Source organism: Bdellovibrio sp. SKB1291214, assembly GCF_002209355.2.
Lineage (GTDB): Bacteria > Bdellovibrionota > Bdellovibrionia > Bdellovibrionales > Bdellovibrionaceae > Bdellovibrio.
The window spans coordinates 1,429,200-1,455,773 of sequence record NZ_CP106855.1 but is presented as its reverse complement, the minus strand read 5'-3'; the positions used below and the strand labels follow the sequence as shown (position 1 = coordinate 1,455,773).

General features: G+C 44.2%; 31 protein-coding genes and 1 tRNA gene. 17 read left to right on the top strand and 15 right to left on the bottom strand.

The genetic code is table 11. The features are described from left to right. Positions 1-65: 65 nt before the first annotated feature. Complete coding sequence (locus B9G69_RS07225; protein ID WP_141096945.1) at positions 66-686, bottom strand: hypothetical protein; 621 nt, start codon at positions 684-686, stop codon at positions 66-68. A 17-nt stretch (positions 687-703) separates the two neighbouring features. On the opposite strand from B9G69_RS07225, the gene B9G69_RS07220 reads away from it, so the two are divergent. The 8 genes from B9G69_RS07220 (at position 704) to B9G69_RS07185 (ending at position 8,605) form a co-directional block, all read left to right on the top strand. After that, entirely contained in the window at positions 704-1,354 is a 651-nt protein-coding gene (locus B9G69_RS07220; RefSeq protein ID WP_254916948.1) for a hypothetical protein, read from the top strand. Between the two features lie 75 nt (positions 1,355-1,429). Beyond that, positions 1,430-3,505 carry a PrkA family serine protein kinase gene (locus B9G69_RS07215; protein WP_088616179.1) on the top strand — a complete coding sequence of 692 codons (2,076 nt, stop codon included), beginning with the start codon at positions 1,430-1,432 and terminating at the stop codon, positions 3,503-3,505. Positions 3,506-3,507: 2 nt separating this feature from the next. Continuing rightward, positions 3,508-4,605 carry a DUF444 family protein gene (locus tag B9G69_RS07210; protein WP_088616180.1) on the top strand — a complete coding sequence of 366 codons (1,098 nt, stop codon included), beginning with the start codon at positions 3,508-3,510 and terminating at the stop codon, positions 4,603-4,605. Positions 4,606-4,613: 8 nt separating this feature from the next. Then, positions 4,614-6,137, top strand: coding sequence for a SpoVR family protein (locus tag B9G69_RS07205; RefSeq protein WP_088616181.1), 1,524 nt, complete (start codon positions 4,614-4,616; stop codon positions 6,135-6,137). A 5-nt stretch (positions 6,138-6,142) separates the two neighbouring features. Then, positions 6,143-6,502 carry a translation initiation factor gene (locus B9G69_RS07200; RefSeq protein WP_088616182.1) on the top strand — a complete coding sequence of 120 codons (360 nt, stop codon included), beginning with the start codon at positions 6,143-6,145 and terminating at the stop codon, positions 6,500-6,502. Between the two features lie 52 nt (positions 6,503-6,554). Beyond that, the gene (locus B9G69_RS07195) at positions 6,555-7,265 is read left to right on the top strand and encodes a response regulator transcription factor (protein ID WP_088616183.1); all 711 of its coding nucleotides are present in this window, start codon (positions 6,555-6,557) and stop codon (positions 7,263-7,265) included. A gap of 188 nt (positions 7,266-7,453) precedes the next feature. Then, entirely contained in the window at positions 7,454-7,774 is a 321-nt protein-coding gene (locus tag B9G69_RS07190) for a hypothetical protein (protein WP_141096946.1), read from the top strand. A gap of 108 nt (positions 7,775-7,882) precedes the next feature. Continuing rightward, positions 7,883-8,605, top strand: coding sequence for a hypothetical protein (locus B9G69_RS07185; RefSeq protein ID WP_088616185.1), 723 nt, complete (start codon positions 7,883-7,885; stop codon positions 8,603-8,605). A 33-nt stretch (positions 8,606-8,638) separates the two neighbouring features. Here B9G69_RS07185 and B9G69_RS07180 read toward each other — a convergent pair whose 3' ends face one another. Genes B9G69_RS07180 through B9G69_RS07170 form a run of 3 tightly spaced genes read right to left on the bottom strand, consistent with a single transcriptional unit; the run spans position 8,639 to position 11,824 of the window. Further along, positions 8,639-9,814, bottom strand: coding sequence for a hypothetical protein (locus B9G69_RS07180; protein WP_088616186.1), 1,176 nt, complete (start codon positions 9,812-9,814; stop codon positions 8,639-8,641). A gap of 7 nt (positions 9,815-9,821) precedes the next feature. After that, the gene (gene tadA / locus B9G69_RS07175; RefSeq protein ID WP_088616187.1) at positions 9,822-10,751 is read right to left on the bottom strand and encodes a tRNA adenosine(34) deaminase TadA; all 930 of its coding nucleotides are present in this window, start codon (positions 10,749-10,751) and stop codon (positions 9,822-9,824) included. Then, entirely contained in the window at positions 10,748-11,824 is a 1,077-nt protein-coding gene (locus B9G69_RS07170; protein WP_141096947.1) for a hypothetical protein, read from the bottom strand. Before B9G69_RS07170 ends, tadA begins: the two co-directional genes overlap by 4 nt. Positions 11,825-12,002: 178 nt before the next feature. Between B9G69_RS07170 and rpsU the strand changes: the two genes are divergently transcribed. The 4 genes from rpsU (at position 12,003) to rpoD (ending at position 16,613) form a co-directional block, all read left to right on the top strand. Further along, positions 12,003-12,203: a 30S ribosomal protein S21 gene (gene rpsU / locus B9G69_RS07165; protein WP_088617237.1), complete on the top strand. Its 201-nt coding sequence runs from the start codon at positions 12,003-12,005 to the stop codon at positions 12,201-12,203. 84 nt (positions 12,204-12,287) lie between these two features. Beyond that, the gene (locus tag B9G69_RS07160) at positions 12,288-12,734 is read left to right on the top strand and encodes a GatB/YqeY domain-containing protein (RefSeq protein WP_088616190.1); all 447 of its coding nucleotides are present in this window, start codon (positions 12,288-12,290) and stop codon (positions 12,732-12,734) included. 131 nt (positions 12,735-12,865) lie between these two features. Further along, positions 12,866-14,770, top strand: coding sequence for a DNA primase (dnaG, locus tag B9G69_RS07155; protein ID WP_254916949.1), 1,905 nt, complete (start codon positions 12,866-12,868; stop codon positions 14,768-14,770). Positions 14,771-14,783: 13 nt separating this feature from the next. Then, positions 14,784-16,613 carry an RNA polymerase sigma factor RpoD gene (rpoD, locus tag B9G69_RS07150; protein WP_088616192.1) on the top strand — a complete coding sequence of 610 codons (1,830 nt, stop codon included), beginning with the start codon at positions 14,784-14,786 and terminating at the stop codon, positions 16,611-16,613. A gap of 115 nt (positions 16,614-16,728) precedes the next feature. Here the strand turns inward: rpoD and B9G69_RS07145 are convergent, their stop codons facing one another. Both B9G69_RS07145 and B9G69_RS07140 read right to left on the bottom strand, forming a co-directional pair. Then, positions 16,729-17,061 (bottom strand): hypothetical protein, encoded by a 333-nt coding sequence (locus tag B9G69_RS07145; protein WP_088616193.1) that lies wholly within the window; start codon positions 17,059-17,061, stop codon positions 16,729-16,731. A 139-nt stretch (positions 17,062-17,200) separates the two neighbouring features. Further along, a complete protein-coding gene (locus B9G69_RS07140; protein ID WP_088616194.1) occupies positions 17,201-17,644 on the bottom strand; it encodes a GFA family protein in 444 nt (147 codons plus the stop codon). Between the two features lie 173 nt (positions 17,645-17,817). On the opposite strand from B9G69_RS07140, the gene B9G69_RS07135 reads away from it, so the two are divergent. Together B9G69_RS07135 and B9G69_RS07130 are read left to right on the top strand one after the other, a co-directional pair. After that, entirely contained in the window at positions 17,818-18,228 is a 411-nt protein-coding gene (locus B9G69_RS07135) for an acyl-CoA thioesterase (RefSeq protein WP_088616195.1), read from the top strand. Between the two features lie 18 nt (positions 18,229-18,246). Then, positions 18,247-18,825: an AAA family ATPase gene (locus B9G69_RS07130; RefSeq protein WP_088616196.1), complete on the top strand. Its 579-nt coding sequence runs from the start codon at positions 18,247-18,249 to the stop codon at positions 18,823-18,825. Positions 18,826-19,304: 479 nt separating this feature from the next. Here B9G69_RS07130 and B9G69_RS07125 read toward each other — a convergent pair. Together B9G69_RS07125 and B9G69_RS07120 are read right to left on the bottom strand one after the other, a co-directional pair. Then, positions 19,305-19,381 (bottom strand) — tRNA-Met (locus B9G69_RS07125). Between the two features lie 63 nt (positions 19,382-19,444). After that, a complete protein-coding gene (locus B9G69_RS07120; protein ID WP_088616197.1) occupies positions 19,445-19,792 on the bottom strand; it encodes a hypothetical protein in 348 nt (115 codons plus the stop codon). A gap of 179 nt (positions 19,793-19,971) precedes the next feature. Between B9G69_RS07120 and B9G69_RS07115 the strand changes: the two genes are divergently transcribed. Further along, the gene (locus B9G69_RS07115) at positions 19,972-20,475 is read left to right on the top strand and encodes a transposase (protein WP_088616198.1); all 504 of its coding nucleotides are present in this window, start codon (positions 19,972-19,974) and stop codon (positions 20,473-20,475) included. Positions 20,476-20,533: 58 nt separating this feature from the next. On the opposite strand, the gene B9G69_RS07110 is transcribed toward B9G69_RS07115, so the two are convergent. The 4 genes from B9G69_RS07110 to B9G69_RS07095 form a co-directional block, all read right to left on the bottom strand. Further along, positions 20,534-20,950 carry a hypothetical protein gene (locus tag B9G69_RS07110; RefSeq protein WP_088616199.1) on the bottom strand — a complete coding sequence of 139 codons (417 nt, stop codon included), beginning with the start codon at positions 20,948-20,950 and terminating at the stop codon, positions 20,534-20,536. A gap of 5 nt (positions 20,951-20,955) precedes the next feature. Continuing rightward, entirely contained in the window at positions 20,956-21,264 is a 309-nt protein-coding gene (locus tag B9G69_RS07105; protein WP_088616200.1) for a hypothetical protein, read from the bottom strand. A gap of 101 nt (positions 21,265-21,365) precedes the next feature. After that, entirely contained in the window at positions 21,366-21,749 is a 384-nt protein-coding gene (locus B9G69_RS07100) for a hypothetical protein (protein ID WP_141096948.1), read from the bottom strand. A 27-nt stretch (positions 21,750-21,776) separates the two neighbouring features. After that, a complete protein-coding gene (locus B9G69_RS07095) occupies positions 21,777-22,823 on the bottom strand; it encodes an NAD(P)-dependent alcohol dehydrogenase (protein WP_088616202.1) in 1,047 nt (348 codons plus the stop codon). A 59-nt stretch (positions 22,824-22,882) separates the two neighbouring features. Between B9G69_RS07095 and B9G69_RS07090 the strand changes: the two genes are divergently transcribed. Next, positions 22,883-23,191, top strand: coding sequence for a peptidylprolyl isomerase (locus B9G69_RS07090; protein ID WP_254916950.1), 309 nt, complete (start codon positions 22,883-22,885; stop codon positions 23,189-23,191). Positions 23,192-23,196: 5 nt separating this feature from the next. Here the strand turns inward: B9G69_RS07090 and B9G69_RS07085 are convergent, their stop codons facing one another. Then, complete coding sequence (locus tag B9G69_RS07085) at positions 23,197-24,084, bottom strand: DMT family transporter (protein ID WP_088616204.1); 888 nt, start codon at positions 24,082-24,084, stop codon at positions 23,197-23,199. A 117-nt stretch (positions 24,085-24,201) separates the two neighbouring features. Here B9G69_RS07085 and B9G69_RS07080 point away from each other — a divergent pair, with 117 nt between their 5' ends. After that, positions 24,202-24,642, top strand: a complete 441-nt coding sequence (locus B9G69_RS07080) for a hypothetical protein (protein ID WP_141096949.1) — start codon at positions 24,202-24,204, stop codon at positions 24,640-24,642. A 50-nt stretch (positions 24,643-24,692) separates the two neighbouring features. Here the strand turns inward: B9G69_RS07080 and B9G69_RS07075 are convergent, their stop codons facing one another. Together B9G69_RS07075 and glnA are read right to left on the bottom strand one after the other, a co-directional pair. Next, entirely contained in the window at positions 24,693-25,106 is a 414-nt protein-coding gene (locus B9G69_RS07075; protein WP_088616206.1) for a glycine cleavage system protein H, read from the bottom strand. Positions 25,107-25,127: 21 nt separating this feature from the next. Beyond that, positions 25,128-26,543, bottom strand: coding sequence for a type I glutamate--ammonia ligase (gene glnA / locus B9G69_RS07070; RefSeq protein WP_088616207.1), 1,416 nt, complete (start codon positions 26,541-26,543; stop codon positions 25,128-25,130). Positions 26,544-26,574 lie beyond the last annotated feature (31 nt).

Sequence of the window (26,574 nt, the reverse complement as noted above, 5' to 3'; positions counted from 1 at the left end):
ACTCCTTGGTCGGAGAGCATTCCTGGAAAACTCGCGCAAGCCCACTTCAACAAGTGGGCTTTTTTTTATTTCTTATCGAAGGCGTTCTTGTTTTTCATCTCTATATATAGATAGAAACAAGTAAAAAACATAATAGGTAAGGCCAGAATCAATCCATAGCCGCGCATGTAGGTGGCAATTACGAGTGCAGTAGAAATGACGAGAGTTGCCGGAAAGTAGGAGCCAAAATTTTTAACAGAGGCAATGGCTGTTCTGTCTAAGGCTTTGGCGATTCCTTGATGAGTTTCCAGTTGCAGATTCAGTCCGTGAGTCAGGATGAAGTAAAAGAATACTCCCATTGCCATCAATCCAAAACCTGCAGGCAGTGATTGAATCAGGGGTTGAGGACTATGGATGACTCCAAATGCCGAGCCCATCAAAATTCCTGAAGGCATCAAAATCACGGCGGTGATTATCCAGGACACCCAGTCTTTTTGCAAATGAGTGAAATCACGGTCCCAGCGGCCTTTTTGCAATCGCAAATTCGCAAGTTCTTGAAATATTAAAAGTCCTACAGCAATCAACAATGCACCGATCATGGGAACCACTTGAGAAAAGAAGGTGAACACAGTGGCAAGGACCCCTAAGAGAAGGCTGTCTTTCCAATTTCTGCGGAACATGATGAATGCTTGTTTAACTGATTGCATTTCCATATGCTAAGGGAATGAAAATTCTTTGGCGACAATTAATATCATTGATGCAGGGTCTTTTTCTTTTAATTGCGGTGATCTTTCTGAAAGCCTGTGCAAGCAAGCAAGTACATGAAGGTCCACTTCAGCAAGCGGAGTGGGATACAAAAGCGATGATTCGCGACATGAAAGAAAACAAAACACAGACTGTATCTATAGATCTGATGGCGGTTAAGAACCAAAGAGTGCGTTTGGATGTGACGGCGATGATGGGCTTCAACGTCGCATCGTTGGTTATGTCTCCCAAAGAAATTGCTTATGCCATCTATCCCAAAAAAGAATTCTATTATGGAAAGAACTCTGAAAAGTCTATCGAGCGTATAATGGGTTTGAGTTTGCATCCAATGAATCTGGCGAACATTGCATTTGAAGAGCCTGTACGTGGCCCGGGATGGATCTGCGAGCAGGACAATTTGAAGGTTTTGTCGAAGTGTGAAAATAGGCAGCGTTCTATTCGAGTTGAATGGAAAGATCGTACTCCTGAAGGACAAAAGAAAGTTGTAATTACGGCCCCGCAATTGGAGATGCAGTGGCTGTTTAAACCGCCCCAGACTGAGGTCCAGTTCAAAGCTGAGACGTTCACTCTGAAACAACCCGATGGTTTCAAGGCAATACAAATAAATTAAAAAACTCGTTAACCGTCTAGTATTGAGGCATAATCTTAGTCAGTAGGTGTGTCACAAATCACCGGGGAGAGTATTATGTCCTCTAAGATTGACCTTCACTCGCTGATCAGCAACTGGCAGAACTCCAGCGTCAATGCTAAAGAACATTGGAGCGGTACTTTCTCTGAGTACTTGGATCTCGTCAAAGCCAATCCAAAAATCACTCGAAATGCTTATCAGCGCATGTATGACATGATCGTTGAAGAGGGCACTGAGACTTATCTCGATTTCAAAAAAGAAGTCGTCAGATACAAATTCTTTACGGATCAGTACAACAACGGCAAAGATGCGGTCTACGGGCTAGATGTGCAGTTGATGAAATTGGTGAATATCTTAAAGTCCGCCTCTTTGGGTTACGGCACAGAGAAACGTGTGATCCTTTTGCACGGTCCGGTGGGAAGTGCGAAATCTACAATTTGTCGCATGCTTAAAAAAGGTTTGGAACGCTACTCTCATCAACCACAAGGTGCTTTGTATACTTTCGAATGGATTGATGAAAAAAATGAGCTTAAAGGTTTGCTGGGGAAAGATGTCAAAGTCTTCCACTCGCCAATGAACGAAGAACCTTTGTTATTGATCCCTGAAGAAATGCGCTCCTCCCTGTATGATCAAATCAATAAAGGCCAAGAAGGTTCTTTCCGCGTTCACGTGGATGGAGAGCTTTCTCCTCCATCTCGCTTTATCTTTAAACATTTGATGGAGCACTACGATGGCGATTTGATGAGCGTGCTAAAACACGTTCGTGTAAAACGTTTATTTATTTCGGAAGCAGATCGTATCGGTATTGGTACTTTCCAACCGAAAGATGAAAAGAATCAGGATTCCACGGAGCTTACAGGTGATATCAATTATCGTAAGATCGCAGAATACGGTTCTGATTCAGATCCACGCGCGTTTAACTTTGACGGGGAATTCAACGTTGCCAATCGCGGAATGATTGAATTCGTCGAGGTTCTAAAACTTGATGTTGCCTTTCTGTATGATCTTTTGGGTGCGTCCCAAGAGCACAGAGTTAAACCGAAAAAATTCGCTCAGACACATATCGATGAAGTGATCATCGGGCATACGAATGAACCTGAATATCGTCGTTTGCAAGACAACGAATTCATGGAAGCCCTTCGTGACCGTACTGTGAAAATCGATATTCCGTACATCACTCGTTGGAGAGATGAGATCAATATCTATAAACGTGATTTCAACTCCCAAAAAGTGCGCGGTATTTCCATTGCTCCTCACACGGTTGAGATGGCGGCGATGTGGGCAATCCTCACTCGCTTGGAAAAACCGAAGAAAGCAAACCTCACTCGTTTGCAAAAATTGAAACTGTATAATGGTAAAACGCTTCCGAATTACACGGAAGACAACGTACGCGAGCTTCGTAAAGAAACTCAGCGCGAAGGTTTAGAAGGTATTTCGGCTCGTTATATCCAAGATAAACTTTCCAATGCGCTAGTGAACGCTCAGCAATCCAATAAAGGTTCTGTGAATCCGTTCATGGTCTTTAAGGAATTGGAATCCGGTCTTAAGAGTCACTCGCTTCTTTCAAACGAAGAACTAAAAGCTGAATACAAAGAGCTTTTGGGTGTCGTGATGCAAGAATATGAAGAGATCATTAAGGCTGAAGTGCAACGTGCAATCAGTGCTGACGAAAGCGCGATGGCAAGATTGTGCTCCAACTATATTGATAACGTAAAAGCCTATACTCAAAAGGAACGCGTTCGTAACCAGTTCACTGGGAATGACGAAGAGCCGGATGAGCGTTTGATGAGATCGATCGAAGATAAGATCGAAATCCCAGAGTCACGTAAAGATGATTTCCGTCGTGAGATCATGAATTACATCGGGGCTTTGGCTCTTGAAGGTAAGAAATTTAACTTTAAGATGAACGAACGCTTGCACAAAGCGATTGAGCTAAAACTTTTTGAAGATCAAAAAGACTCGATCAAGCTTACAACTCTTGTCAGCAACGCTGTTGATAAAGATACGCAAGAAAAGATTGATATCGTCAAAACACGTCTTATTAAAGACTTCGGATACGATGAAATCTCTGCGACGGATGTTCTGCATTACGTGGCAAGTATCTTCGCCCGAGGCGATGTGAAAAGTAGATAACAATGGCAATAAGGGAAGATCAAAACCGATTTAGGGATATCGTCAAGGGAAGGGTCAAAGAAGACCTTCGCAAGTACGTATCCAATGGTGAAATGATTGGTAAGCGGGAGGACGAATTCGTCAAAATCCCGCTTCCTCGTATTGATATTCCTAATTTTCGTTATGGTCCCAAGCAATCCGGTGGTGTCGGTCAAGGTGAAGGCCAACCCGGGCAAGATGTAGGTGATCCAGGCGAAGGCGGGCAAGGTCAAGCGGGTGAGGCTCCTGGCGAGCACATGGTGGAAGTGGAGCTTTCGATGGAAGAGCTCGCTGAAATCCTGGGCGAGAAGCTGCAATTGCCACGCATTGAACCTAAAGGTCATAAGAATATCGATTCTTTAAAAACGAAGTTCACAGGTATTGCTCCGGTGGGACCTGAGGGACTTCGTCATTTTAAATCCTCTTATAAAAGTGCACTGAAACGTCAGATTGGTTCTGGAACTTACAACGCGGAAGAGCCGCTCGTGCTGCCGATCCGTCGTGATATGAAATACAAGTCCTTTAAAAAGGTGAATCAACCACAAACCCAGGCGGTCATCATTTACATGATGGACGTTTCAGGTTCGATGGGTGAAGAGCAAAAGGAAATCGTCAGACTTGAAAGCTTCTGGATTAATACATGGCTTAAGAAACATTATAAGGGTCTTGAGACTCGTTTCATTATCCACGATGCCGCAGCTAAGGAAGTTGATGAAGACACTTTCTTTAGAACCAGCGAATCAGGTGGTACTTTGATTAGTTCCGCCTACAAGCTTTGTCAGGAAATCATTCAAGCTGATTATCCAACGAACGAATGGAACATTTATCCTTTCCACTTTAGCGACGGAGATAACTGGAGCGGCGAGGATACGCGTCTTTGTGTGAAGATGCTGCAGGAATTCTTCCTGCCAAATTGTAATGTCTTTGGTTATGGCCAAGTCGAAAGTAAATACGGCAGTGGTCAATTTCTAAAGGACCTACAAAAGGAATTCGGCGAGGACGAAAGAATCACTCTCAGCCAAATTGAAAGCAGAGACAAGATTCTCGACTCTATAAAAGATTTCCTCGGCAAAGGCCGATAGGAGTATTCATGGCAAATTTAACTCCCGAATTAGAAGCTGAACGAAAGCGTATTTGCCAGATCGCTAAAGATGCGGGCCTTGATTGTTTCGAAACGATTTTCGAATTGATCACTTATGACCAAATCTCTCAGTTCGCTGCCTATGGCGGTTTTCCCGTCAGATACCCACACTGGAAATTCGGTATGGAGTATGAACACCTTTCTAAAAGCTATGAGTACGGTCTTTCCAAAATCTATGAAATGGTGATCAATACGGATCCTTGTTACGCATACCTGATGGAAGGTAATGCAATGATGGATCAAAAGCTCGTGATGGCTCACGTGTATGGTCACTGTGATTTCTTTAAGAATAATATTTGGTTCTCGAAAACGAACCGTAAAATGATGGATCAGATGGCGAATCATGCGACAAGAATTCGTCGTTATATGGATCGTTATGGCCAAGACACCGTAGAAAACTTTATCGACGTTTGCTTAAGCCTGGAAAATCTGATTGATCGCTACTCTCCCTATGTGGAAAAGTCTGTGACTAAGTCACAACCGCCACCACAGGAAAAAAATTATTTGCTGAAGGTGGAGCGCGAATACATGCGCGACTATATCAATCCGCCTGCTTTCGTCGAAGAACAGAAACTAAAAGCTCAGCAAGAAGCGCAGGAAAAAGCGCAACGTTTTCCCCGTGAACCAGAAAAAGATGTTTTAAATTTCTTTATTCATCACGCGCCCCTGGCTGACTGGCAGGTGGATGTCCTTACCATTATTCGTGATGAGGCTTACTATTTCTCTCCTCAAGGTATGACAAAGACTATGAATGAGGGGTGGGCTTCTTACTGGCATTCGAAATTGATGACGACGAAGATCTTAAATGACTCCGAGATCATAGATTTTGCTGATCACCATGCTGGTACGATGGCGATGGCTCCGAATGGATATAATCCATATAAAGTCGGCATCGAGTTGTTCCGCGATATTGAAGAGCGTTGGAACAAGGGCCAATTCGGTCGCGAGTTTGAAGAGTGCGATGACGTTAAGGAACGCAAGCACTGGGATAAGAAATTAGGGTTGGGTCGCGATAAGATTTTTGAAGTTCGCAAAGTTTGCAATGACGTGACTTTCATCGATCAGTTTTTGACGGAAGATTTCTGCGTTAGAAACAAACTCTTCGTTTATAAGTTCAATAAAAAGACTCAAAAGTTTGAAGTTGATAAGAGCAACTTTAAGGCGATTAAGTCTCAGTTGTTGTTCCATATGACCAACTTTGGGCAGCCAATCATCCGCATTGAAGATGCAAACTTTGAAAACAGAGGTGAACTATTGTTGAATCACCTTCATGAAGGCATCGACATGCAACCTGACTTCATGAGTGAAACTTTGAAGAACGTTTATAAGCTTTGGAATCGTCCCGTGAACATCGCAACGATCATGGATGAGACACCGCAACTTTTTAGATTTGACGGAAAGGAGTACACTCAGCATAAACTAACTGCTGAAGGGCCGACGCCGAACCCTTCTACTGAAGAAAGCTCTGGTTAGTTTTGATGAAGAATACTCGTTTAGTTTATAGTACCGATCCTAAGGATAACGTGGTGTGTTCCAACTGCAAGCAGTTGAAGAGTGAATGCACTTGCCGCCCCGAAGACGATGCGTCCCAAAAGTTCACCGTGATCTTTAGGCTCGAGAAAAATGGCCGCGGTGGCAAGACAGTCACAGTACTTGATGGCCTTCCTCGAAATGAAGAGTATCTTAAAAGCTTATCCAAAGAACTCAAAGCAAAGTGCGGAGTCGGTGGCTCCCACTCAATGGGTGAAAAATTCGGATTGGTAGAGATTCAAGGTGATAAGCGAGACGCGATCAAAAAAATTTTACAGGTCAAAGGCATTCCTTTTAAGGGCATGTAATACTAGACTTATGGTAACTTGTATTTTTGTTCGATAAAGTTATTCTGTTTATATGCAGATGTACGAAAATAACTTGAACGTAGGGGTAAACTTGGCCGCTAAGAAAATTGTCATCGTCGATGACTATGAAGAAAGCTGCAAGTTGTTGGCTGAGATTCTCAGCTCCACATATGATTGCAAATATACATCAGACAGCACGGCTGCGATGGCGCTTATCAATGAGCAAAAACCTGATCTAATCCTTCTTGATTATAAAATGCCCGGTATGTTGGGTGTGGATGTTTGCCGCGAAGTTCGCGAAGCCGCTGAGATCAAAAATACACCGATCATTTTCGTATCAGGTGCTGCAACTATCGACGAAAGAATTAAAGCTTTCGAAACGGGTGCTAACGATTTCATCTCTAAGCCTTTCCACGTGAAAGAACTTATCCTAAGAATCAAAGCTCGTTTGGCTGAAAAAGAACCTGAAGTTACTGCAGAGTTGACGGCGGGGAACCTACGCATGAATTTGCTATCTCGCCAAATCTTCATCGATAACGAAGAAGTCAGCGTGACGCCAAAACAGTTCGATATCTTGAAACTTTTGGTGGCTGATAAAAACAACCTAGTAACTCGCGAGAAATGTTTAAGCGAAATCTGGGGTGATTCCGATGTTACTTCTCGTAACGTTGACTCGCAAATCAACTATCTAAAACGTAAAATCGCAAAATTCAGCGGTCGTATCGTGGCAGTTCCTTCATTGGGCTATCGCTTAGAAGCTTAAATTTAAAGTCGAAATTTTAGACGAAAAAGGCGGAATTCATTTCCGCCTTTTTTATTTTGTCGAACAAACGGTGACTTCTGTTTTTTAGATACTTATTTGCAGATAACGATAAAATGAGACTTCACCTGTTTACCCTGTGTGTACCCCGCTTGATATTGTTAAATGGAATAATCAGCGGGAGGCGTTGATTGTCCATCATGGGTAAAGTTCCAAAAGTAAGTGCAGCTCTTAGAATTTATATTCGTGTGATGGCATTCTTGTTCTTACCGTCGATAGCCGTATTATGGGAACTCGAAGCACGTCTGATCCCCATAATAGAAGAACAACACAGAATTTATATCGGCTTGTCGGTGATGGTTCTGTGCTTTTTTATTCCGTATTATTTTGTTTTTCTAAAAAAATGTCCAAATTGTGTAAGACCCTTCTTCGGAGCCAATCCGTTCAAAGCAGATTTCGGCATCGATCAAGAATGCAGATATTGTCATTACTATGATGCAGCTTCAAAATAGTGTCCGGCCAGTCGTCCGATTGGCCGTCTGTATAAATCATCTATAAATACTAATATTGGCGGGTCCTTTTTGCAGCTGCACCAGCTGAATGCGAAAGGACCTACTCAAATGAAACCGTTAAAGATTTTTACTACTCTTTCTTTGCTTGGTGCGATTTTTCTTTCTGGCTGCGTCGAAGTGAAAGATAAAGAAGAAGCTGAAGCCCCGATGAAAACTTACTCCATTTCTGAAGATGTTATTTGGAATGAGCCAATGACTTTGCAAAAAGCGGAAGTTATTAAAGCGCGTCGACTGATAATTAAGAGAAAAGCCGTCATTAACACCTTAGATTTTCCGTTGATCATTGATGTGGAAGAACTCATCGCCGAGGACGGTACGATTCAAAATTTTCCCAAAGATGCCCAAGCATCCTGGGAAGGTCAGGGACGTTCGGGTGGTACAATTAACATTACGGCCAAAGCTGCGACCGGAAATCTCAATATCTTTTTAAGGGGAGAGCGGGGCGGAAACGGAAAAAATGGTCAAATCACTGATCCTAGAAGACATCCAGGATGTGCGGGAACAAACGGCGGAGATGGCGGAAATACGGGGGATTTGTTTTTGCAAATTGATTCGGAATTTGGTGGCGGATTCCTGCCGCGAGTGAATAGCGAAGGGGGCTTGGCAGGACCTAGGGGTATAAGAGGGTCAGTTGCCAGCGGAAGCCCCTTAGAGGAATCAGTGGCAGCCCCTTGTTTTCGGGATGCACCAGATGGTGTCGATGGGAAGCCGGGACGGGAAGGCACGGTTTGCATCAAGAGACTGTGGAAAGGTGAACAGAATTGCGATTAATAAACAAAAAGGCGGAATCACTTCCGCCTTTTTTTATTTAACCAGATTTTTTGCTTCTTTTTGGGCTTCAAGAATGGATTTGTTAAATTTCTCGAAAGACTCAGTTGGAACTTTGTAAATGGCTAGAGAGTGTTGGAAGAGGTGAGTATTTATCTCGGGATGCTCTTCAATATTTTTCTTCACTCGTTTTAGCAGGCTTCCGTCTTGGATTAATTTCTTAGAGAAATTATCCATAAACGATTCATCTTGGAATTTTTCATAGCTTGTAAATCCATGATCCTTTAACTGCAGGTCCTCGATGATGCCGTCCCGGCCTTCTTTGATTTGCTTATCAATTTCTGTGGTGTATTCACTGAATTGATAAGTTTTTGAGGATTGTACAGCGGTCAAAAGCTTCATGGTAATTTCAGCACTTTTTTCAATACTAACTTGGCGAGGATTTCCATCTTTATCCACCAACAACAGATTATTGAAAACGTCTTCCGGCGTTTCCGAGTGGGCTGGCGGAGCTTCGCTGAGTGTTTTCATAACTTCAGCAGACGAAATCAAAACCTCATAGCGCAAGCTGTTTTCCAACGCCTCTTTAGTGTCGAAAGTAAGAACTTGTTCTTTCAGTGCCTTTAAACGCATTTTGTCGTCTTTTTTAAGCTTGCGATGATTCATGGCTTTTAAAGTTTCGATGGATTCTTGAAGCCACTTAGCACCCGTCATATTTAACAGAATAGGGCCTTTACATTGGGCGACCATTAACGACACGCGCGCTAAAGCCTGCGCATCTTTCATGTTGCCGCTGCTGCGAACTTGTTTGTTGGTGATTTTGAAAACTTCATCAGCGTCGTTCCAGTTCGCAATCGTCAAACCACTTGCTGAATAGGCGTTGCAACCTTGAATCGACAAATCCGAAAGCTTCAAAAAGCTTTTCGCTGTTTTTGCGTTGCTAGAGGATTTCTTCATCACCGCTAGCTGCGAGAAAAACTGACGACTTCCGGCTGAAGGAATGATGATCTTTTCATTCTCAGGCAGCATAGAATTTAACTTCGCAGAAATTTCGATCAGCGATTTGCTGGCCTGCGTTTGATTTAAATCTTTCTTTTGTGGAGAAAGAGTGATCGCCGTCGGTGCCTCTGGCGAAACTGTCATTGTCGGCGCAGGTGACGGACTTTCAGTGGGTGAGGCGGCAAGAGCGACCGAAACAAGTAGACTAAGCATAATTCTCCTAAAGTTTCATTTTACGTGCAGTCTTTGTAAGCTTTTGAACAGCCCACAAAATATCTTTATCGTATGAAAACGTCTTATCAATATCTTTTAAATCAATCCAAGCGACTCCACGGTGATAGTCAGCGTCTTTGACAGCGCGGACTTCGTGCCATGGTTCATCTAGAGTTCCGAGATAAAACACCGTATCACAGGGCTGATTTTTTCCATTCCAATTGAAGTCGTATTTGCGACGGAATTCTGTTTCTGAAAAAATCTTGATCTTGTAGTCAGTTTCTTCAGACGTTTCGCGCACGGCAGTCATTGCTGCTGTTTCCCCTGGATCAATCATTCCGCCCGGTAAAAAGAAATACTTTTTTTTGGAAACGGGGTCTTCTGCATGAAACCCAAGAATTTTATTTTTATAAACCACCACCGCCGAAGAGCGATGACGATAAACTTTTTCAGACTTCTTGGATTTTTGCTCGTCACGGCGACCCTGGAAAAATCCGGAAATCAATTCCGAACATTCCTTTTCAAGAACACCCATTGTGACTTGCACCTGATGATTCAAGCGCGAGTCACTCAAAACTTGATACAAGCTTTCAACGGCACCACCTTTTGCATCCTTCGCGGCATACACCACTCGGCCGACCCGCGCTTGCTGAATAGCTCCCGCACACATCACACAGGGCTCAAGGGTGACATACAATGTGCAGTCTTCCAAACGCCAGGATTTCAGTTTCTTAGCAGCTCTGTGCAAACACAAAAGTTCTGCATGGCCCAGGGGAGTATGAAGAGTTTCGCGAATGTTCGCAGCCTTAGAAAGAAGATCTCCCGTCGGGGAAACAAGAACGGCACCAATAGGAACTTCACCGTTCTGGCCTGCTTTATGCGCAAGCTGTAAAGCTTTGCGCATCCATTTCATGTCTTGGTCGTGAGTCGTCTTCATTGGGGATATTTTAGATCACCCTCAAAGAAAAGCTCAATCCAATTGTGCTTCTTAACGAGGTTTGACCATTTCCATTCTTGAAAAAAGAATGTTTTGCCGGTGAAGATTCGATATTGCAGATCATAATCCGCATTCGCCATCAGATAAAATGTGACGCTTTCAGCGAAATCTTCATAGGGGTTCACGGCAGCATAGGTAGTTACGAAGTTTGTGCGATCTAATTGTAAATAGAAATCAAACATATCGCCTAACTTCAAAGTTTCGTTGCAATTATAAAAGCACAATTTGCTCCACAGTGGAAAATTATTGGCATCATTTGGCTCAAGACCGTTTTTCCAGCTGTAGGCACTCCACGAATCCATTTCGGGAATAACGTTTCTTTGATATTCAAGAGCTTCTTCCATATTTTTAGGATGCATATTGCATGTTTTACCAGGAGCGCACACAAAACGATTTGCGTTGTTTAAGAAATCAAACAAATGCGCAAATTCGTGAGTGATTACGTATTGCAAAGTCTGCTGTGGAGAACGTGACTTGCTCCAAATTTGCGGTCCTTCTTTCAAAGATTCGAAGCGGGGAATCTGAACACCGAATGCTTTTTGTTCTTTCCACGTAAAGACAGCGTTTGGTGCTAGATTATCCTCCACTAAGCTTTTGCTGATGACCACAAAGGCCTTACCGTTTTCGTTGATACCGGCCATGGCCAGGGATTCCATTTTTTCAACGATGAGGATTCTTGGAATTGAGCAAAACATCTTCTGCATTGGCTTAGGTAAAACGTCGTAAAGACTTTGAATGTTTTCCGTCGCTCTGTCGCTGGCGGGGATGCAGGGATGGTTAGATTCTAAACTGGGAAGGGCACACGTGATCTTGCTGATCCGTTCTTTACAACCCTCTGTTGCCGCTGGTGCCACGAGGGAAAAGTCTTGGTTTTTTAGAGCGGGTGGAGTGCCAATAACAAAGTCAGGAGCTAAAAATGTCGCCCAGGTCGAAATTTTTGGTGAATGTGAAAGATGGGCAGATGCCCCTGACGTTAGAAATAATCCTAATAATATTAAATAGATAGATTTCATGGTCGGAACGATATCCAGCTCTGGGAGTAAATGCCACCGAAAAAGCGGCCGGCACCTTTTGGGGAAAGATTATAATTCATCGCGTTAAGACCTCGAGAGGTTGCCCCTGTGTTGCCTCTTTGTTATACACTCTCATTCTTATTTCTCTCTCGTCCACATGGGAAGGCAGGTGATTGTCGTGGCAATGGTTAAAATCAAAGATGGTGAATCTTTTGAATCAGCGTTCCGTAAATTCAAGAAATCTTGCGAAAAAGCAGGTATTCTTTCTGAAGTTAAAAAACGCGAACACTTCGAAAAGCCTTCAGTAAGACTTAAAAAGAAATCTATCGCTGCTCGTAAGCGCGCGGTTAAGAAATCTCGTAAAGGTTGGGGCGAATAGTTCATCACTGAATTATTAGTTTCTTACTAAGCAAGAGGCGACCCACAAAGTCGCCTTTTGTCATAATCACCATAGGGAGTTTTCATGGAACTTAGAGACAAAATCATGGCTGATGTTAAAGCCGCAATGATCGCAAAAGAATCACTTAAGCTGACAGCACTACGTGGCCTGCAAGCAGCGATTAAAAATCGTGAAATCGATATGCGCCCAGACCCAATCACTCCGGAAGAAGTGATGAACGTCGTAAAAAAACTAGTTAAGCAACGTAAAGAATCCATCGATCAATTTCAACAAGCTGGCCGCCAAGACCTGGTTGACCAAGAATCTGCTGAATTGAAAGTTTTGGAAGTGTATTTGCCGACTCAAATGAGTCGCGAGCAAATCGAAGCTCTTGTGACAGAGGTTATCGCAGCTACGGGCGCGAAAACTGTTAAAGACATGGGCCCAGTGATGAAGGAAGTCATCGCTCGTGCCAATGGCGCTGCCGACAACAAAATCGTAAGCGAAGTAATCAAAACTAAGCTAGCCTAGCTCCCCGAGGTAACAGTTCCCTTTTTGTACTGCTGTGCAGCCCTTTGGGCGCACTGCCATACAAAAAGGGAACTGTTACCTGATTGGACCTTGCCTAAAGCCTGATGGGACTCATGTTCAGAGAGTCCCACATGGTCAAAACTGAACGAAACTTTGGAAGGTACATGCGTTTTTCCCAAGACTTTATTGAGAGAGTGTCAGAGGCGAACAACCTCGTCGATATCATCTCCCAATACACACAGCTAAAACAGAGCGGCAGTGGCCTTATGGGTCGTTGTCCGTTTCCAGATCACGCTGAAAAAACAGCGTCGTTCTCTGTTTCAGAAGTGAAGCAAGTCTATCACTGCTTTGGTTGTCATAAGAGTGGTAACTTGTTTTCATTCCTGCGCGATTATCAGGGCATGAGTTTCCCTGAGGCTGTCGAGTACCTTGCAAACCGCGCCAGCATCCCGATTCCCGCTCCAGAGGCCCATGACCCGCAACGTGACCAAGCCGCAGATAAAAAGAAGTCGTTGTTAAAAGTAAATAAGCTCGCTGCTGATTATTTTTCAGAGCAACTTCGTCGTGTCCCGAACGATCACCCAGTTAAGAAGTACATTGCTAGCCGGGGTCTATCGCAGGAAGTGATCGACACTTTCGGTATTGGTTATGCGGTTGCTGAGTGGGACGGATTAGAGCGCGTTTTGCAAAGCAAGCAAGTGCCGATGGCCTTGGCCGAGGAAGCACGCCTAGTTAAAGCCCGTAACGGCAAACCAGGTTACTTTGACCTTTTCCGCGATCGTTTGATGTTCCCGATTTTCTCAGCAATGGGCGAGCCTATTGCGTTCGGCGGACGTTACTTAGAGAAAAAAGAAACTGAACCGAAATACCTGAACTCTCCCGAAACGCCGGTCTTTATTAAGGGCCGTGTGCTTTATGGGTTGTCGCAGACGGCTCGCTATATTCGCTCTGAAGACCAAGCCTTGATTGTTGAGGGCTATATGGATCTGGTGTCCCTTTATCAAGCGGGCATTAGAAACTCCGTAGCTACGATGGGAACGGCTTTGACTCCAGAGCACGGTAAGATGCTAAAGCGTATGACTCGCAATGTGGTGGCGCTGTTTGACGGCGACTCCGCGGGGATGGAAGCAGCCGAGCGCAGTCTTCCGATCTTGCTAGCAGCTGATTTGTATCCAAAGGGTCTGACGTTACCAAACAACATGGACCCTGATGACTACGTCAAAAAATACGGAGCGGAAGCTTTGAAGGTCGAATTAGACCGTGCTCCAGATCTTTTCATTCTGATTTTGACTCGTTGGATGGAGGGTTACCGTGGTGACGCTCCTGAAAAAGTTAAATTGGCGGATAAGCTTAAGCCGATGTTTGAGATTATTCCCGACCAGCGTTTGCGTGATTTGTACTTGGCCGAGGCTGCTCAGAAGATGAGTGTGACCCTGCCATGGCTCCGTCAGGCTGTAGGATTGCAAAGCAGTGGCCCTGTATATTCGCAGAATCGCAGCTCGTTCTCTAGGACGGTGCAGCCAAACCAACAGGCTCAAGCAACTAACCAAACTGCTGCGGCTCAAGCGTCTGACTCTGTGGAAGGTGGCAAAATCACCCTCAAAGGCGCCTCAAAAGCGGAAGCTCTGCTATTAGGATTGGTACTCAAAAGTCGTGCCAGTTTCGAGCAGTTTGTGAATGAAAATGTGCTGGCGAGTATTGCTCACCCAGGAGTGAAAAAGATCCTGGAAAAAGCAACTGATGTGTATAGACAAGACTTAAATAAGTTTGATAAATTGACCAGTCTCCTTGTCTCCTATGTAGATCATCCGGAATTATTATTTGTAGAGGCGCCAAAGCACGAAGGCGACCCCGGGTTTGATGAAGAGATAGAGGCAAAGTATTTGCGCGATTGCTTTAAGCGCGTGCGCGACAATTTCTTGCGCGATCAAGCAAAGCAGTTGGCTATGGATGTTTTGAAGTCCGAGCCAACCTCAGAAAAGTTGGAACAGATTATGAAGGCACACAGAGATCGACTATCTCTGAATAAAGGATAAAGGCGGGTCATTGATGAAACAAAACCTACCAAACAAACAAGAGAAAGAGCCCGTAAAGGTTCTTTCTTTGCAGGAACAGGAAGCTCTGGTTAAAGAAGAAATCCAGAAATTCCTGAAGCTTGCAAAGGAAAAGGGTGCGTTGACGATCGAAGAGATCAACGACCTTCTTCCACCTGAAATCATTGCCCCAGCTGCATTGGACCAGTTCATGCACGGCCTTGAAGGCGCGGGTGTAGTTATTTCAGACTTGTCTGAAACTTCGAAAGAAGAAGAGGGTGAAGGAAACTTCCTAGAAAGCCCTGATTCTGAGGACGAAGAAGTAGATGAAGAAGAAAAAGCAGAAAGCGAAGACGTTAAGGGTAATGACCCAGTTCGCTTGTATTTGCGTAAAATGGGTTCCGTATCTCTACTGACTCGTGAGGGTGAGGTTGAGATTGCTCGTCGTATTGAAAAAGGGGAGCGTGAAATCGTTCGTGCGATCCTTTTGTCACCTCTAGGTACCTACGAGATCATTCAGCTTGGTAAGCGTCTTGATGAAGGCCGTATCAAAGTTAAATCGATCTTCCGTGGTCTTGAGGATGAAGAAACTCAATACGATGAAAAGGAATACATCGATAAAATTCACGAATTGATCGGTAAAGTTACAGAATACCAAAAAGCTGCTGCAAAACAGTTCGAAGTTCTACGTAAAGAAGAAACCAACACGCCAGCTCGTCAGGCAGCAATGAAAGAACTTGTTGCGATGAATGACACTTTGATGGCTGTGTTCGAATCTGTGAACTTCAACCGTAAAACGATCAACCGTGTTGTGATCAAGTTCAAAAACTTGGTGAACCGTATCGGTACTCTTCGTCGTCGTATCAAAGACGGTGTTGAGCGTACGTTCTCTAAAGACGTTGCGTCTATGATGGAGCGCATGAAGCTCGTTGAAAGCAACGAAAAAGAGCTGACACGCATGACTCGTGATACAGGTCTTAACTATCAAAAATTCCGTTCATATGTGTTGCAAGCTCAAGAAGCAGAAGTTCGTATTAAACGTTTGGACTCTGAAACTGAGATGAATCACACATGGGTTAAGGAAACATACACAGCTATCTGGAAAGGTGAGCGTGAGGCCGATGCAGCGAAATCTGAATTGGTTGAAGCGAATCTACGTCTAGTTGTCTCTATCGCTAAGAAATACACGAACCGCGGTCTTCAATTCTTGGATTTGATCCAAGAAGGTAACATCGGTTTGATGAAAGCGGTTGATAAGTTCGAATATCGTCGTGGTTACAAATTCTCGACATATGCGACTTGGTGGATCCGTCAGGCGATCACTCGTGCTATTGCCGATCAGGCTCGTACGATCCGTATCCCTGTTCACATGATTGAAACTATCAATAAGCTTGTTCGTACATCTCGTTACTTGATCCAAGAGCTTGGCCGTGAGCCAACTCCGGAAGAGATCGCAGATAAAATGGACATGCCGGTAGATAAAGTTCGTAAAGTTCTTAAAATCGCAAAAGAACCAATCTCTTTGGAAACTCCAGTGGGTGAAGAGGAAGATTCGCACTTGGGCGACTTTATCGAGGACAAAAAAGTTATCAACCCTGCAGAGGCGATTGTTAACTTGAACTTGGCGGAACAAACTCGCCGTGTTCTTGCGACTTTGACTCCGAGAGAAGAAAAAGTTCTTCGTATGCGTTTCGGTATCGGTGAAGAAGCCGACCACACTTTGGAAGAAGTAGGTCAAGACTTCAACGTAACTCGTGAGCGTATCCGTCAGATCGAGGCGAAAGCTCTTCGTAAGCTTCGTCATCCTTCTCGCAGCAACAAGTTGAAAGCTTTCGTAGATAGCTAGAACTTGAAAATGCTCCGACCTCGTCGGAGCGCTGACTTCAGCTTTAAAAACTAAAAGGGCGCCTGGAAACAGGGGCCCTTTTTTTATGCTATAGACACGATTTTTTCAGTTTCGCTTATTCAATAGCGATCGTATTGCTTTCGATACCGTCCAGAACGCTTTTAAAGTGAGATTTCAATGTAGGGTCTTCTGAAACTGTAAAGCAGAAAAGAAAAGTCAGTTGCATTTGCTCTCGGGGAGTTAGTTTAAACAGCGACCAAACCAACGGCAAAGTCGGAAAGGTAAAATGTCTTTTTTTGTCGAAGACGAACTTTACGAAAGTTTTTGAAACTTCTAATTGCGTGGCGCAATGCTGAAGTGAGAACGTGGCACGTTTAGCTTTTGCTTCCTTGTATTTGTATCTTAGGAAATCTCTATAGTCCGTGTACTCGCTAATGTGCTCTGACAAATCCGCCTCCTAAACATAGGATACGTCTACACAGACAATAGGAAATTGTTTTTAAGGTAGGTGCTTAAAATATCGTGTTCATAATGAACACGCATCATGAGCTGGGGACCGCAAGGTAAAAACATGGGTGGTAAAAACACTAAAGGTGTTCGGTGAATTGTGGCACGTGAAACCAGTCATTATCTCGGCCACTCATCAATTTGATGGGTGTTTGCATCACCTCTTTGAAATCGATGTCATCAAGTGTCGTGACTGAAATCGAAACGTAGTCTCCGCCGATTTCAGGAATGTTTCCGATGGAGAACAAGCGAACTCCGCAGTTTTTACAGAACATGTGGTGATTGGTGTACGGAGCCATAGGGTCACCGACTTTGAAATGGGCCACTCCAGATTTGGAATAGTCAGAAAGGCTTTCTTCACCCGCCAGGATTTTGAAAGCGCTAGGTTTGCTTTGAATACTCCAATTTCGAACCTTTAAGCAGAATGAACAGTTGCAACGTCCTGTACCTTGGCTGAAATCAAGTTCCGCGCTGAAGCGAACTTTTTGGCAGTGGCAACTTCCTTGATACTTTTTTAGCGACATAATTACATCCTTTGTATATCGTTTCGTTTCCTAATTCAGGTGAAGTCCAGTGAAGCTTTAAAGCCATTCTGGCGCTGTCCCGCAACGGTGACCTTTCAAAAGGAAGTCCGATCCCTGTTAGGAATAACATCACTCTGAAAAAGTCGGAGTGCACACAATCCCGCGGAGGAACCATGGATCTTGAACTTCGAAAAAGTTCATCGCGCACGCGCGTCTTTAAAACTGTCTTTCCTGGAGAGACAAATCATTACAACACACTTTATGGTGGTCTTGCACTAAACTGGATGGATGAAATTGCATTTATTGCGGCCACTCGTTTTTCGCGTCAGCGCTATGTTACGGTCAGCAGTGATCGCGTGAATTTCAATATTCCGATTCCTGCAGGAACGATTGTTGAACTTGATGCATATGTCAGTAAGATAGGTAATACGAGTTTGGAAGTGACGGTCGACACATATTGTGAAGACATGTACAGCGATAAGCGCACAAAATCGATGACCGGAGTCTTTACGCTGGTGGCGGTTGACGAAAATCGTAAATCGACACCTATTAAATTTCCAGAGCCCTTGCAGATTAGTCTGTAAAGGAACAGGGAGCATTCAATGAACAAAATTAAAAAAATCGTGTTAACGGGTGCTCCTTCCTCTGGAAAAAGTTCAGCTCTGGCCGCTATCGAGGCATTGAATTTACCTCATCTGGCCCTCGTTCCTGAAAGTGCGGTAGTACTATTGAAGGGCGGTTTTCCAGCGCCAGCCCACGATGACCTTGAACAAGTCAGATTCTTTCAAAATTCGATTTTGACCGTTCAGGAAAATTTAGAGCTTATTTGCACTCGAAGGAATCCCAAGGCAACGCATATGATATTAGATCGCGCAAAGCTTGATGGTGCGGCGTTTTGGCCGCCAGGGATAGAGGACTATTTAAAAAATTTCCCCGTGAAAGTGGATGAAGAACTTGCAAAGTATGATCACGTCTTGTTTTTAGAAATGCCAAAAAAAGAATTCTTTGGCGGAGTTCACCAATCACGCTTTCATAATTTTGAACAAAGTTTGGAAAGTCAGCGCCGTTTAGAAATAGTATGGGGCGGTCATCCAAGCTTTACGCGAATCGATGCCCATGCGGATTTCAGTATCAAAATTCAGTCGATCATGGACACATTAAAAAAGCTGAACGCCCTGTAACCGCAATACCTTGGTACCAATACCTTGGGCGCATACGCTGTTTCGAGTTGCGCAAGTACAACGCCAGGTGCGAGCGCAATGAGTGCGTCTAATAACATGAATCTAGCGTTCGAAACCAATGGAACAGGTTCTTACGTAGCCAACGGATCAAGTTTCTACTGGTGCAGAGCCAATAACGGTAACTGCTTTTCCTACCAATAAAACTATTAATAAAAGATCCCGATAGCGAGCATTGAGCCAAAGGCGAAATGCAAGCCAACAAACATCGAAGCCGAGGTAGGGGGCGAGGTTATGCCCGCGGTAAAACGAGCCAGTGGCTCGTTTTATTGGGGAGCAAGTACGCGCCTGCGACCGCGAAGGCGGTCCCAGCAAGTACACTTTTCCGTCCGCCTCAATGGCGGTCGGAAAACGTCTCGACAAAGCCAAGACAATCCAACTTAAAATCCAAAAACATCTGCAGTTAACAAGAAAAGAAAAAGTGGTAGGGGGCGAGGGACTTGAACCCCCGATCCCAGTGTTATGAGCACCGTGCTTTAACCAACTAAGCTAGCCCCCCACTGAAGGAAGTTTGAAGCTATCAAACTCCCAGTGGATTGGCAAAAGCGCGGCGCGTAAGCGGCTAATGCGTCGGGTGGTCGTCGAGATTTTCTCTCTGAGAGGGTATCGTTTGCGGTTCAACCGCTCCATGGGCGCCCACTTTACCGATGATGATCTCAGGTGTGGTCATTCCGACGTGATTAAAATGGGTTTTGCGAAACTCTGCCGCCAGATGGAGGGACTCTCTAAGGCCTTCTTCGTCGCGAAAAATGCAGACGCCCACACCCTGCCCATCGGGTGTCGTTATCCAATCGTAAGAAACGAAACCTTCCATTTGCTCCAACAAAGGAATGAACATTTCCTGTAACTTGTTATTAATTTCCTGAATGTATACGGGGCTAAAACGATACGTACGCACTGAAGCGAACATAGCCACCTCCCTCCTTTATTCCATGGGAAGTGCGAGTGGATGTGTAGATCGATACGCGAAGCTTGCCTAAAAACAGTTTCCACAAAGTAATATGGAGTCCGCTTGTGAAGTCAGGAGATACCACCCAGACCCAGCTGAAATGGCGTTGACGTTGGCGGTCTAGTTTATAAACTAGAAGAATGAATAAACACCTTGTATCAGCATTGTTAGTCGTAGTTTCAGCTGTTCTTTTGCAGGCTTGTTCGCCGGCAGGTTCAATGATTTCCCATCCCAGAGGCGACGACTTTTATACTCAATTCGTAAACCCCTCAGCTGACTGGCCGCAGGCTGAAAGTAAAATTGAAGAACTAAAGGTTATGCAGACGGACAGCAAATATCCGATGCGCTATGTGCTGTTTGATAACGGCAAATTCTATTATCAAGTCGATAGATTGGGTAATGGCGAAGGCGTTTGGACCATCAAGAACGGCGCTTTGATCATGACTGCACAGCGTACAATTTTTGATATGGAGCTTGCGGTGTCGGCGATGAATCAAACAGGCAATGAAACATTGGTGCGGTTTTATGACCGTCATGGTTTGAACTCGATGCCAATTTATTTGCGTAACCCTGAAGTGATCAAATCGCAGGGCAAAGAAGTGAAGCACCTAAGAAAGTTCACTCGTTCAGAAAAGAACATCTAAATAAAAAAAGGGAGCTAACAAGCTCCCTTTTTTTATTAATCAAATATCAATACAAAAATTATTTGCAAGTGTAGCTGATGCTTTTCTGAAGCTGATATCCGCTAAAGAAACTTTTGCGAGCAAAACTATCCATGATCAGTAGGCTTGCATTTGGCCAGAACGTTGAAGTGATTTTGCTATCGCCAACAGACGTGCTGTATTTCGCGTGAAGACCTACGATTTGTACTGTTTTAGTTGTTGCAGAGTTGATCACAACAGAGTCTTCAACAGTTTGGTATAGGTATTGGCCTTCAGCTACTTTAGCCACAACGAAACAAACTGGCTTTGCATCGGCTTGTTCAGGGTTGCATTGGAAAAGATTAACAACTTCAGAATTTGTCGGAAGAGTCGTTGCTACGACGTCTGCGCAAGTAGCAGCGTTAGCGTTTGCGATTACCAGAACCAAAAGAACAAAGAAAATACTAACGGGTTTCATAAATCCTACTTAAGAGTTTCGCACTCTGTTTTAACAATGTCGTACCAGTTATCAGAATTTTTTTGGAATACGGTTACGCATTTGAAAGTGGGTACGATGCCTTTCACTTTATAGTTACCGCGAGCCATAGTGATGATCGCAAGATCGTAACCTTCAACTGTCGTAAATTTTTGTTCGATAGAAACGATGCTTTCGTCAAAACCAAGAGTTTCAAGAACGCTGTCGGTTGTCATGATGGAGATTTCTTTCATAGCTCCCGCAGATGCGAAAGACGAGCTAAGAACTAGCGCGATTGCGATGAAAAATGCCTTCATAAATACCTCCAAAAATCCTCAAATTGTGTGAGGGGTATTTACAAAATATTCAGCAGTTTTGGCAGCCTAGAGTGGCAGACCTGTCAATTTTACGTGGGAGTTTATAGATCAGTTACGCACACAAAGCGGTCATAGGGAGGGTGTTCCTCGGGTACGCTGGTCACGGGATCTACCAATATCAGGCTGAAAATACGCCCTTCTTGGGATAGGAAGGCTTTATATTCGTTAAAGGGCGAATCGACGGCAAATTTTCCATTGTTAGGTGTCGGAATCTGTCTCCAGTCATAGTCGGTTGAATCGCCGTATCCTGAGCGGACCGTAAGTTTGCTGCGAGAGGCAGATTTGTCGTGAAGTTCCACCGAGTAGCGGAAAAAGAAGCCTTGCTCATATGCGCGGCCATGGCAGCGAAAGCTGGAATCCACTGCAAAGGACGGAAGAGCCATTAATGAAAGGACCGCTGCAAGCATGGTTTGAAGGTGTTTCATTCCTAAAGCTTGAAGCGGTCTTAAAGACTAAGCAAGCGATTTCATGTCGATCACAAAGCGGTATTTTACATCGCTTTTGATCATGCGTTCGTAAGCCACGTTGATCTGTTGAATCGGAATCATCTCAATATCAGATACGATGTTATGTTTTGCGCAGAACTCCAACATTTCTTGTGTTTCCTGAATACCACCGATCAATGAACCGCCAAGCTTACGGCGTCCCATGATTAACGCTCCGGCAGCCAATGTTGGGGGAGTGTCTGGAAGGCCGACCAGAACCATGTTCCCATCACGACGAAGTAAACTGAGGTACAAGTTATAGTCGTGGGGAGCCGACACCGTATCTAAAATAAAATCAAATGATCCCGCGTGCGCTTTCATTTGGCTCATATCTTTAGAGATAATCACTTCGTGCGCACCTAAGCGTTTTGCATCTTCAACTTTGGAAGCTGATGTCGTGAACACAGTGACATTTGCGCCCATGGCATTTGCCAGTTTGACACCCATGTGTCCCAGACCGCCCAGGCCGACGATGCCGACCTTTTGACCTTTGCCAACTTTCCAGTGGCGCAGAGGAGAGTACGTTGTGATCCCTGCGCACAAAAGCGGAGCTGTCGCGGCTAGGCTAAGGTTTTTTGGAATGCTTAGGCAGAATTCTTCGCGAGTGACGATAGAATCGGAGTAGCCACCATAAGTCGGTGTCCCGTCGATTTTATCTTTGCTTGCGTAAGTTCCAACGAAACCTTTTTGGCAGTACTGCTCAAGTCCGTCTTTGCAAGAAGAACAATCCAGGCACGCATCAACCATACAACCCACGCCTGCAAGATCGCCGACTTTGAATTTTTTAACTTTAGAGCCCACCGCGATGACTTTACCAACGATTTCATGACCTGGAACCATTGGAAAATTACCTCGACCCCATTCATCGCGAACTTGGTGAACGTCAGAGTGGCAAACGCCGCAATAATGAATTTCAATATGAACATCATTATCGCGAAGTTCGCGGCGTTCGAAATTAAACGATGCGAGTGGGGCTTTTGCAGACGGCGCTGCATACGCTTTTGCTTTGATCATGGGAACCTCCTGAAAAAGGAATTGAGATAAAATCATAACTGACAGAGAAAAAATGAACAGTGAAATTGGTGAAAGCCTGTGGCATACTAAGGACCATGAAAATTCGAGTGAGCCATATTCTTGTTCAACATTCATACGAAGCAGAAGATATTTTGCGTGCTCTCAAAGAAGGAAAAGACTTTGCCGAACTTGCGCGCAAGTTTTCAAAATGCTCGTCCGCAACAGACGGTGGAAACTTGGGAGCCTTTTTAGAAGGAAGGCTAGACCCTGATTTCGAGGAGAGCGCTTTTGCTTTAAAGGTGGGACAAACCACGACTCAACCAATTCGTACGCGTTTTGGTTATCACATCATCAAAAGAACAGGTTAGATAATTTAAGCCCGCGCTTTGTTGATTTTTGGCGAATATAACGTCAGAATATTCCCAAGCAAGCAAAATGCCACACCCATAATGATATAAGGTGTCCACTTGAAATTCTCGTACATACTGGAAAGGGTCAGAGCGATAACTGGAGAGACCACGCCAGAGTAAGCAGCTCTTTCAGCACCGATTCTGCCAGCAAGCGATAGATAAGCACCGAACGCGAACACTGAGCCAAATAACGATAAATACATCAAGGAGCTTAGATATTTCGTCGTCAGTGGGACGGCGAAACTATGTTGTAATACCAAACCCACAATCAAAGTAAAAAGACTTCCGTAAAGCATGCCCCACGTGTTTGAGACGACGACTGGAATTGCTTTGCGATAAGACCTTTGAGACAACATGTTTCCGGCTGATGCCAAAAGTGTCGCGATCAAACCCAAGACCAAGCCAAACACGGTTTTTTTATCGACATGAAGGCCCAATACTTCATTTATAAAAATTAAGCAGATGCCCGTACCGCCCAATAGAGATCCGAATATGACTTTGGAGGTGATGGGTTTTTTAAAAAACAGTCTCATTCCCAGCATATTGTACGGAACTATCACCGTAAAGCAGATGGCTGCGATTCCAGAACTCACCATCGTTTCCGACCAATACACCAGCATGTAGTTGATCGAAAACATGAATAACCCCATCGTCATAAATTTCAGATGGTCAGCTTTGCCATAGGCAAGTTTCTTTTTACTCAGAAGGCAATACGACAACAGAATCAATGCACCTAAAGAAAATCTCCAAAACACAGACGCAATCGGGGAGGCAGAGTCCACTTGAAAGGTAATAACGAGCCACGTGGAGCCCCAAATCAGAGTACAGATTGCGTATAACAGGAAATTCATACGGTCAAAATCCGCGAGGTCCCAGCTTAAGTCAAGAAATGCCCCAACTGGACCCGTTAAGTTGCCTAATTCATTAAGCGTTAGTATTCTTCATATATTGATAAAGGATGGTCTGCTGTGAAGAAGTTCATTTTGATGTTGATCACGTTCGTAGCATTTGGTGCTTCCGCTGCTCCAAAAAAGAAAACACCTGCACCAAAAAAGGAAGCTCCTTTTTATCGGGCATCAGTGTACTTCCATTATGATGTGAAAGGTAAGCATCACCGTGAAGCTTTACATATCGAGCAAAATAAAATTCGCGTAAACGCAGAAGAGGTTCAGCAAAAGAACTGGAAAAAAGGCGAAGCTTCAATGAAAGCGCTTACAAAGCTTGAGAAATCCTCACCAGCATCTTGTCCCAAAAACAGTTACCTATTGAAAGTTAAAAAAGGCGAAACGAGAACTCAGACCGAAAAGGGTTGTGTAGGAACACCAAGATTTAAACAGCTTGAAAGCGCATTCGCGAACCTTAAATCGCTGGTCCCTAAGATGTACGATAAAAACATGAATCCACTTTAGTTCAAAATAAAAAAGCCCTGGTTCCCCAGGGCTTTTTTTTTGACCAATAACTAGTCTTCGTCCTCGTCGTCATAATCTTCATCATCATCGTCTTCATCGTCGTCGTCATCATCATCTTCTTCGTCCTCATCCTCATCGTCGACATCGTCGCTCGATTCGATGCGTACCAACCAACCCTCTTCGTAAGGGTCTTCCATGATCAGGGATGGATCGTCGATCACCGAAGTGTTGATCTCAATAACTGTTCCATCCACTGGAGAGTAAATGTCCAAAGGACCGTCGCTTGTTTCAATAGAACCAATAACAGTTTCTGTATCCACTTCCTCTTGTTCAGCAGGAAGGTCGACAGAACTGATGGATTCAAAATCCTCAAGCCCGTCTTCGTTGATACCAATTGTGATCACGCCATCTTCTTGGCGGTACCACAAATAGCCCATATAATTTCTTACGTCATCTGATGCCATTTAATCTCCAGGAAAAAACTATTAACAATCGTAGTACAAGTGGAACTCGTAAGGAACTGGTCTTTGCTGTACTGGACGAACTTCTTTGTCGATTTTGTACTGCACCCAAGTTTCAATCAAATCGTCGCTGAAAACATCGCCTTTTTTCAAGAAGCTGCAATTTTTCATCAAATTATCCAAGGACTCTTCAAGTGTTCCCGGAACAGATGGGATTTTAGCGGCCTCTTGTGGTGGCAATCCGTAGATATCTTTATCTAGTGGATCACCTGGATTGATCTTATTGATGATACCATCCAAGCCCGCCATCAAAATCGCTGCTTCTGCCAAGTAAATGTTAGCCGTTGGATCTGGTGTACGGAACTCAATACGTTTTGCTTTTGGATTTGGACCAGAATTTGGAATGCGCATAGCCGCAGAACGGTTTTTGAAGCTGTAAGCTAATTTCGTTGGGGCTTCGAAACCTGGAACCAAGCGTTTATATGAGTTTGTTGTCGGATTAATGATGCCGCACAAAGCAGGAGCATGTTTCAACACGCCACCAATGTAGTGTAGAGCCATTTCTGACAAACCAGCGTACTTGTTACCGGCAAAAAGATTTTTACCATCTTTCCACAAAGACATGTGGATATGCATGCCAGAACCGTTATCTCCAAAGATTGGTTTTGGCATGAACGTGGCAGTTTTTCCGTGGCGCATACAAACGTTCTTCACGATGTATTTGAACCACATCATTTTATCGCCCATGTTCAAAGCGGTATCGAATTGGAAGTTGATTTCACATTGTCCCGCAGAAGCAACTTCGTGGTGATGACGTTCAACTTTCATTCCACAAAGCTCCATCTCTGCGCAAATCTCAGAGCGGATGTCTTGCAAAGTATCTGTCGGAAGTGCAGGGAAATAACCTTCCTTAGAGCGGATTTTGTAACCAAGGTTTGCGCCGCCTTCGTCACGACCCGTATTCCAGACGGCTTCATTGCTGTCCACCATATAGAATGCAGAGTTTGAAGTTTGTTCGAAACGGACATCATCAAAAATAAAGAACTCAGCTTCAGGTCCGAAGTAAGCTGTATCGGCAATACCTGTTGACTGCATATAGGCGATTGCTTTTTTAACTATCTGACGAGGGTCACGGTCGTAAGGTTGCAAAGTTTCTGGCAAACACACATCACAGATCAAAGACAATGTCGGCATTTCCATGAATGGATCCATCATTGCTGTTTTTGCATCTGGCTTGATAATCATGTCAGATTCTTCGATACCTTTCCAGCCGCGGATAGAACTTCCGTCAAAGCCGAAACCATTCTCGAATGATTCTTCTTCAAGTTGGTGAAGAGGAATTGTTAAATGTTGCCAAGTCCCGATCATGTCACAGAACTTTAGATCTACCATTTTCGCACCTTTTTCGTGGGCGAATTTTAAAGCTTCCTTCGCAGTCATTTTGCGTCTCCCTTGCAAAAATCTAAAATCA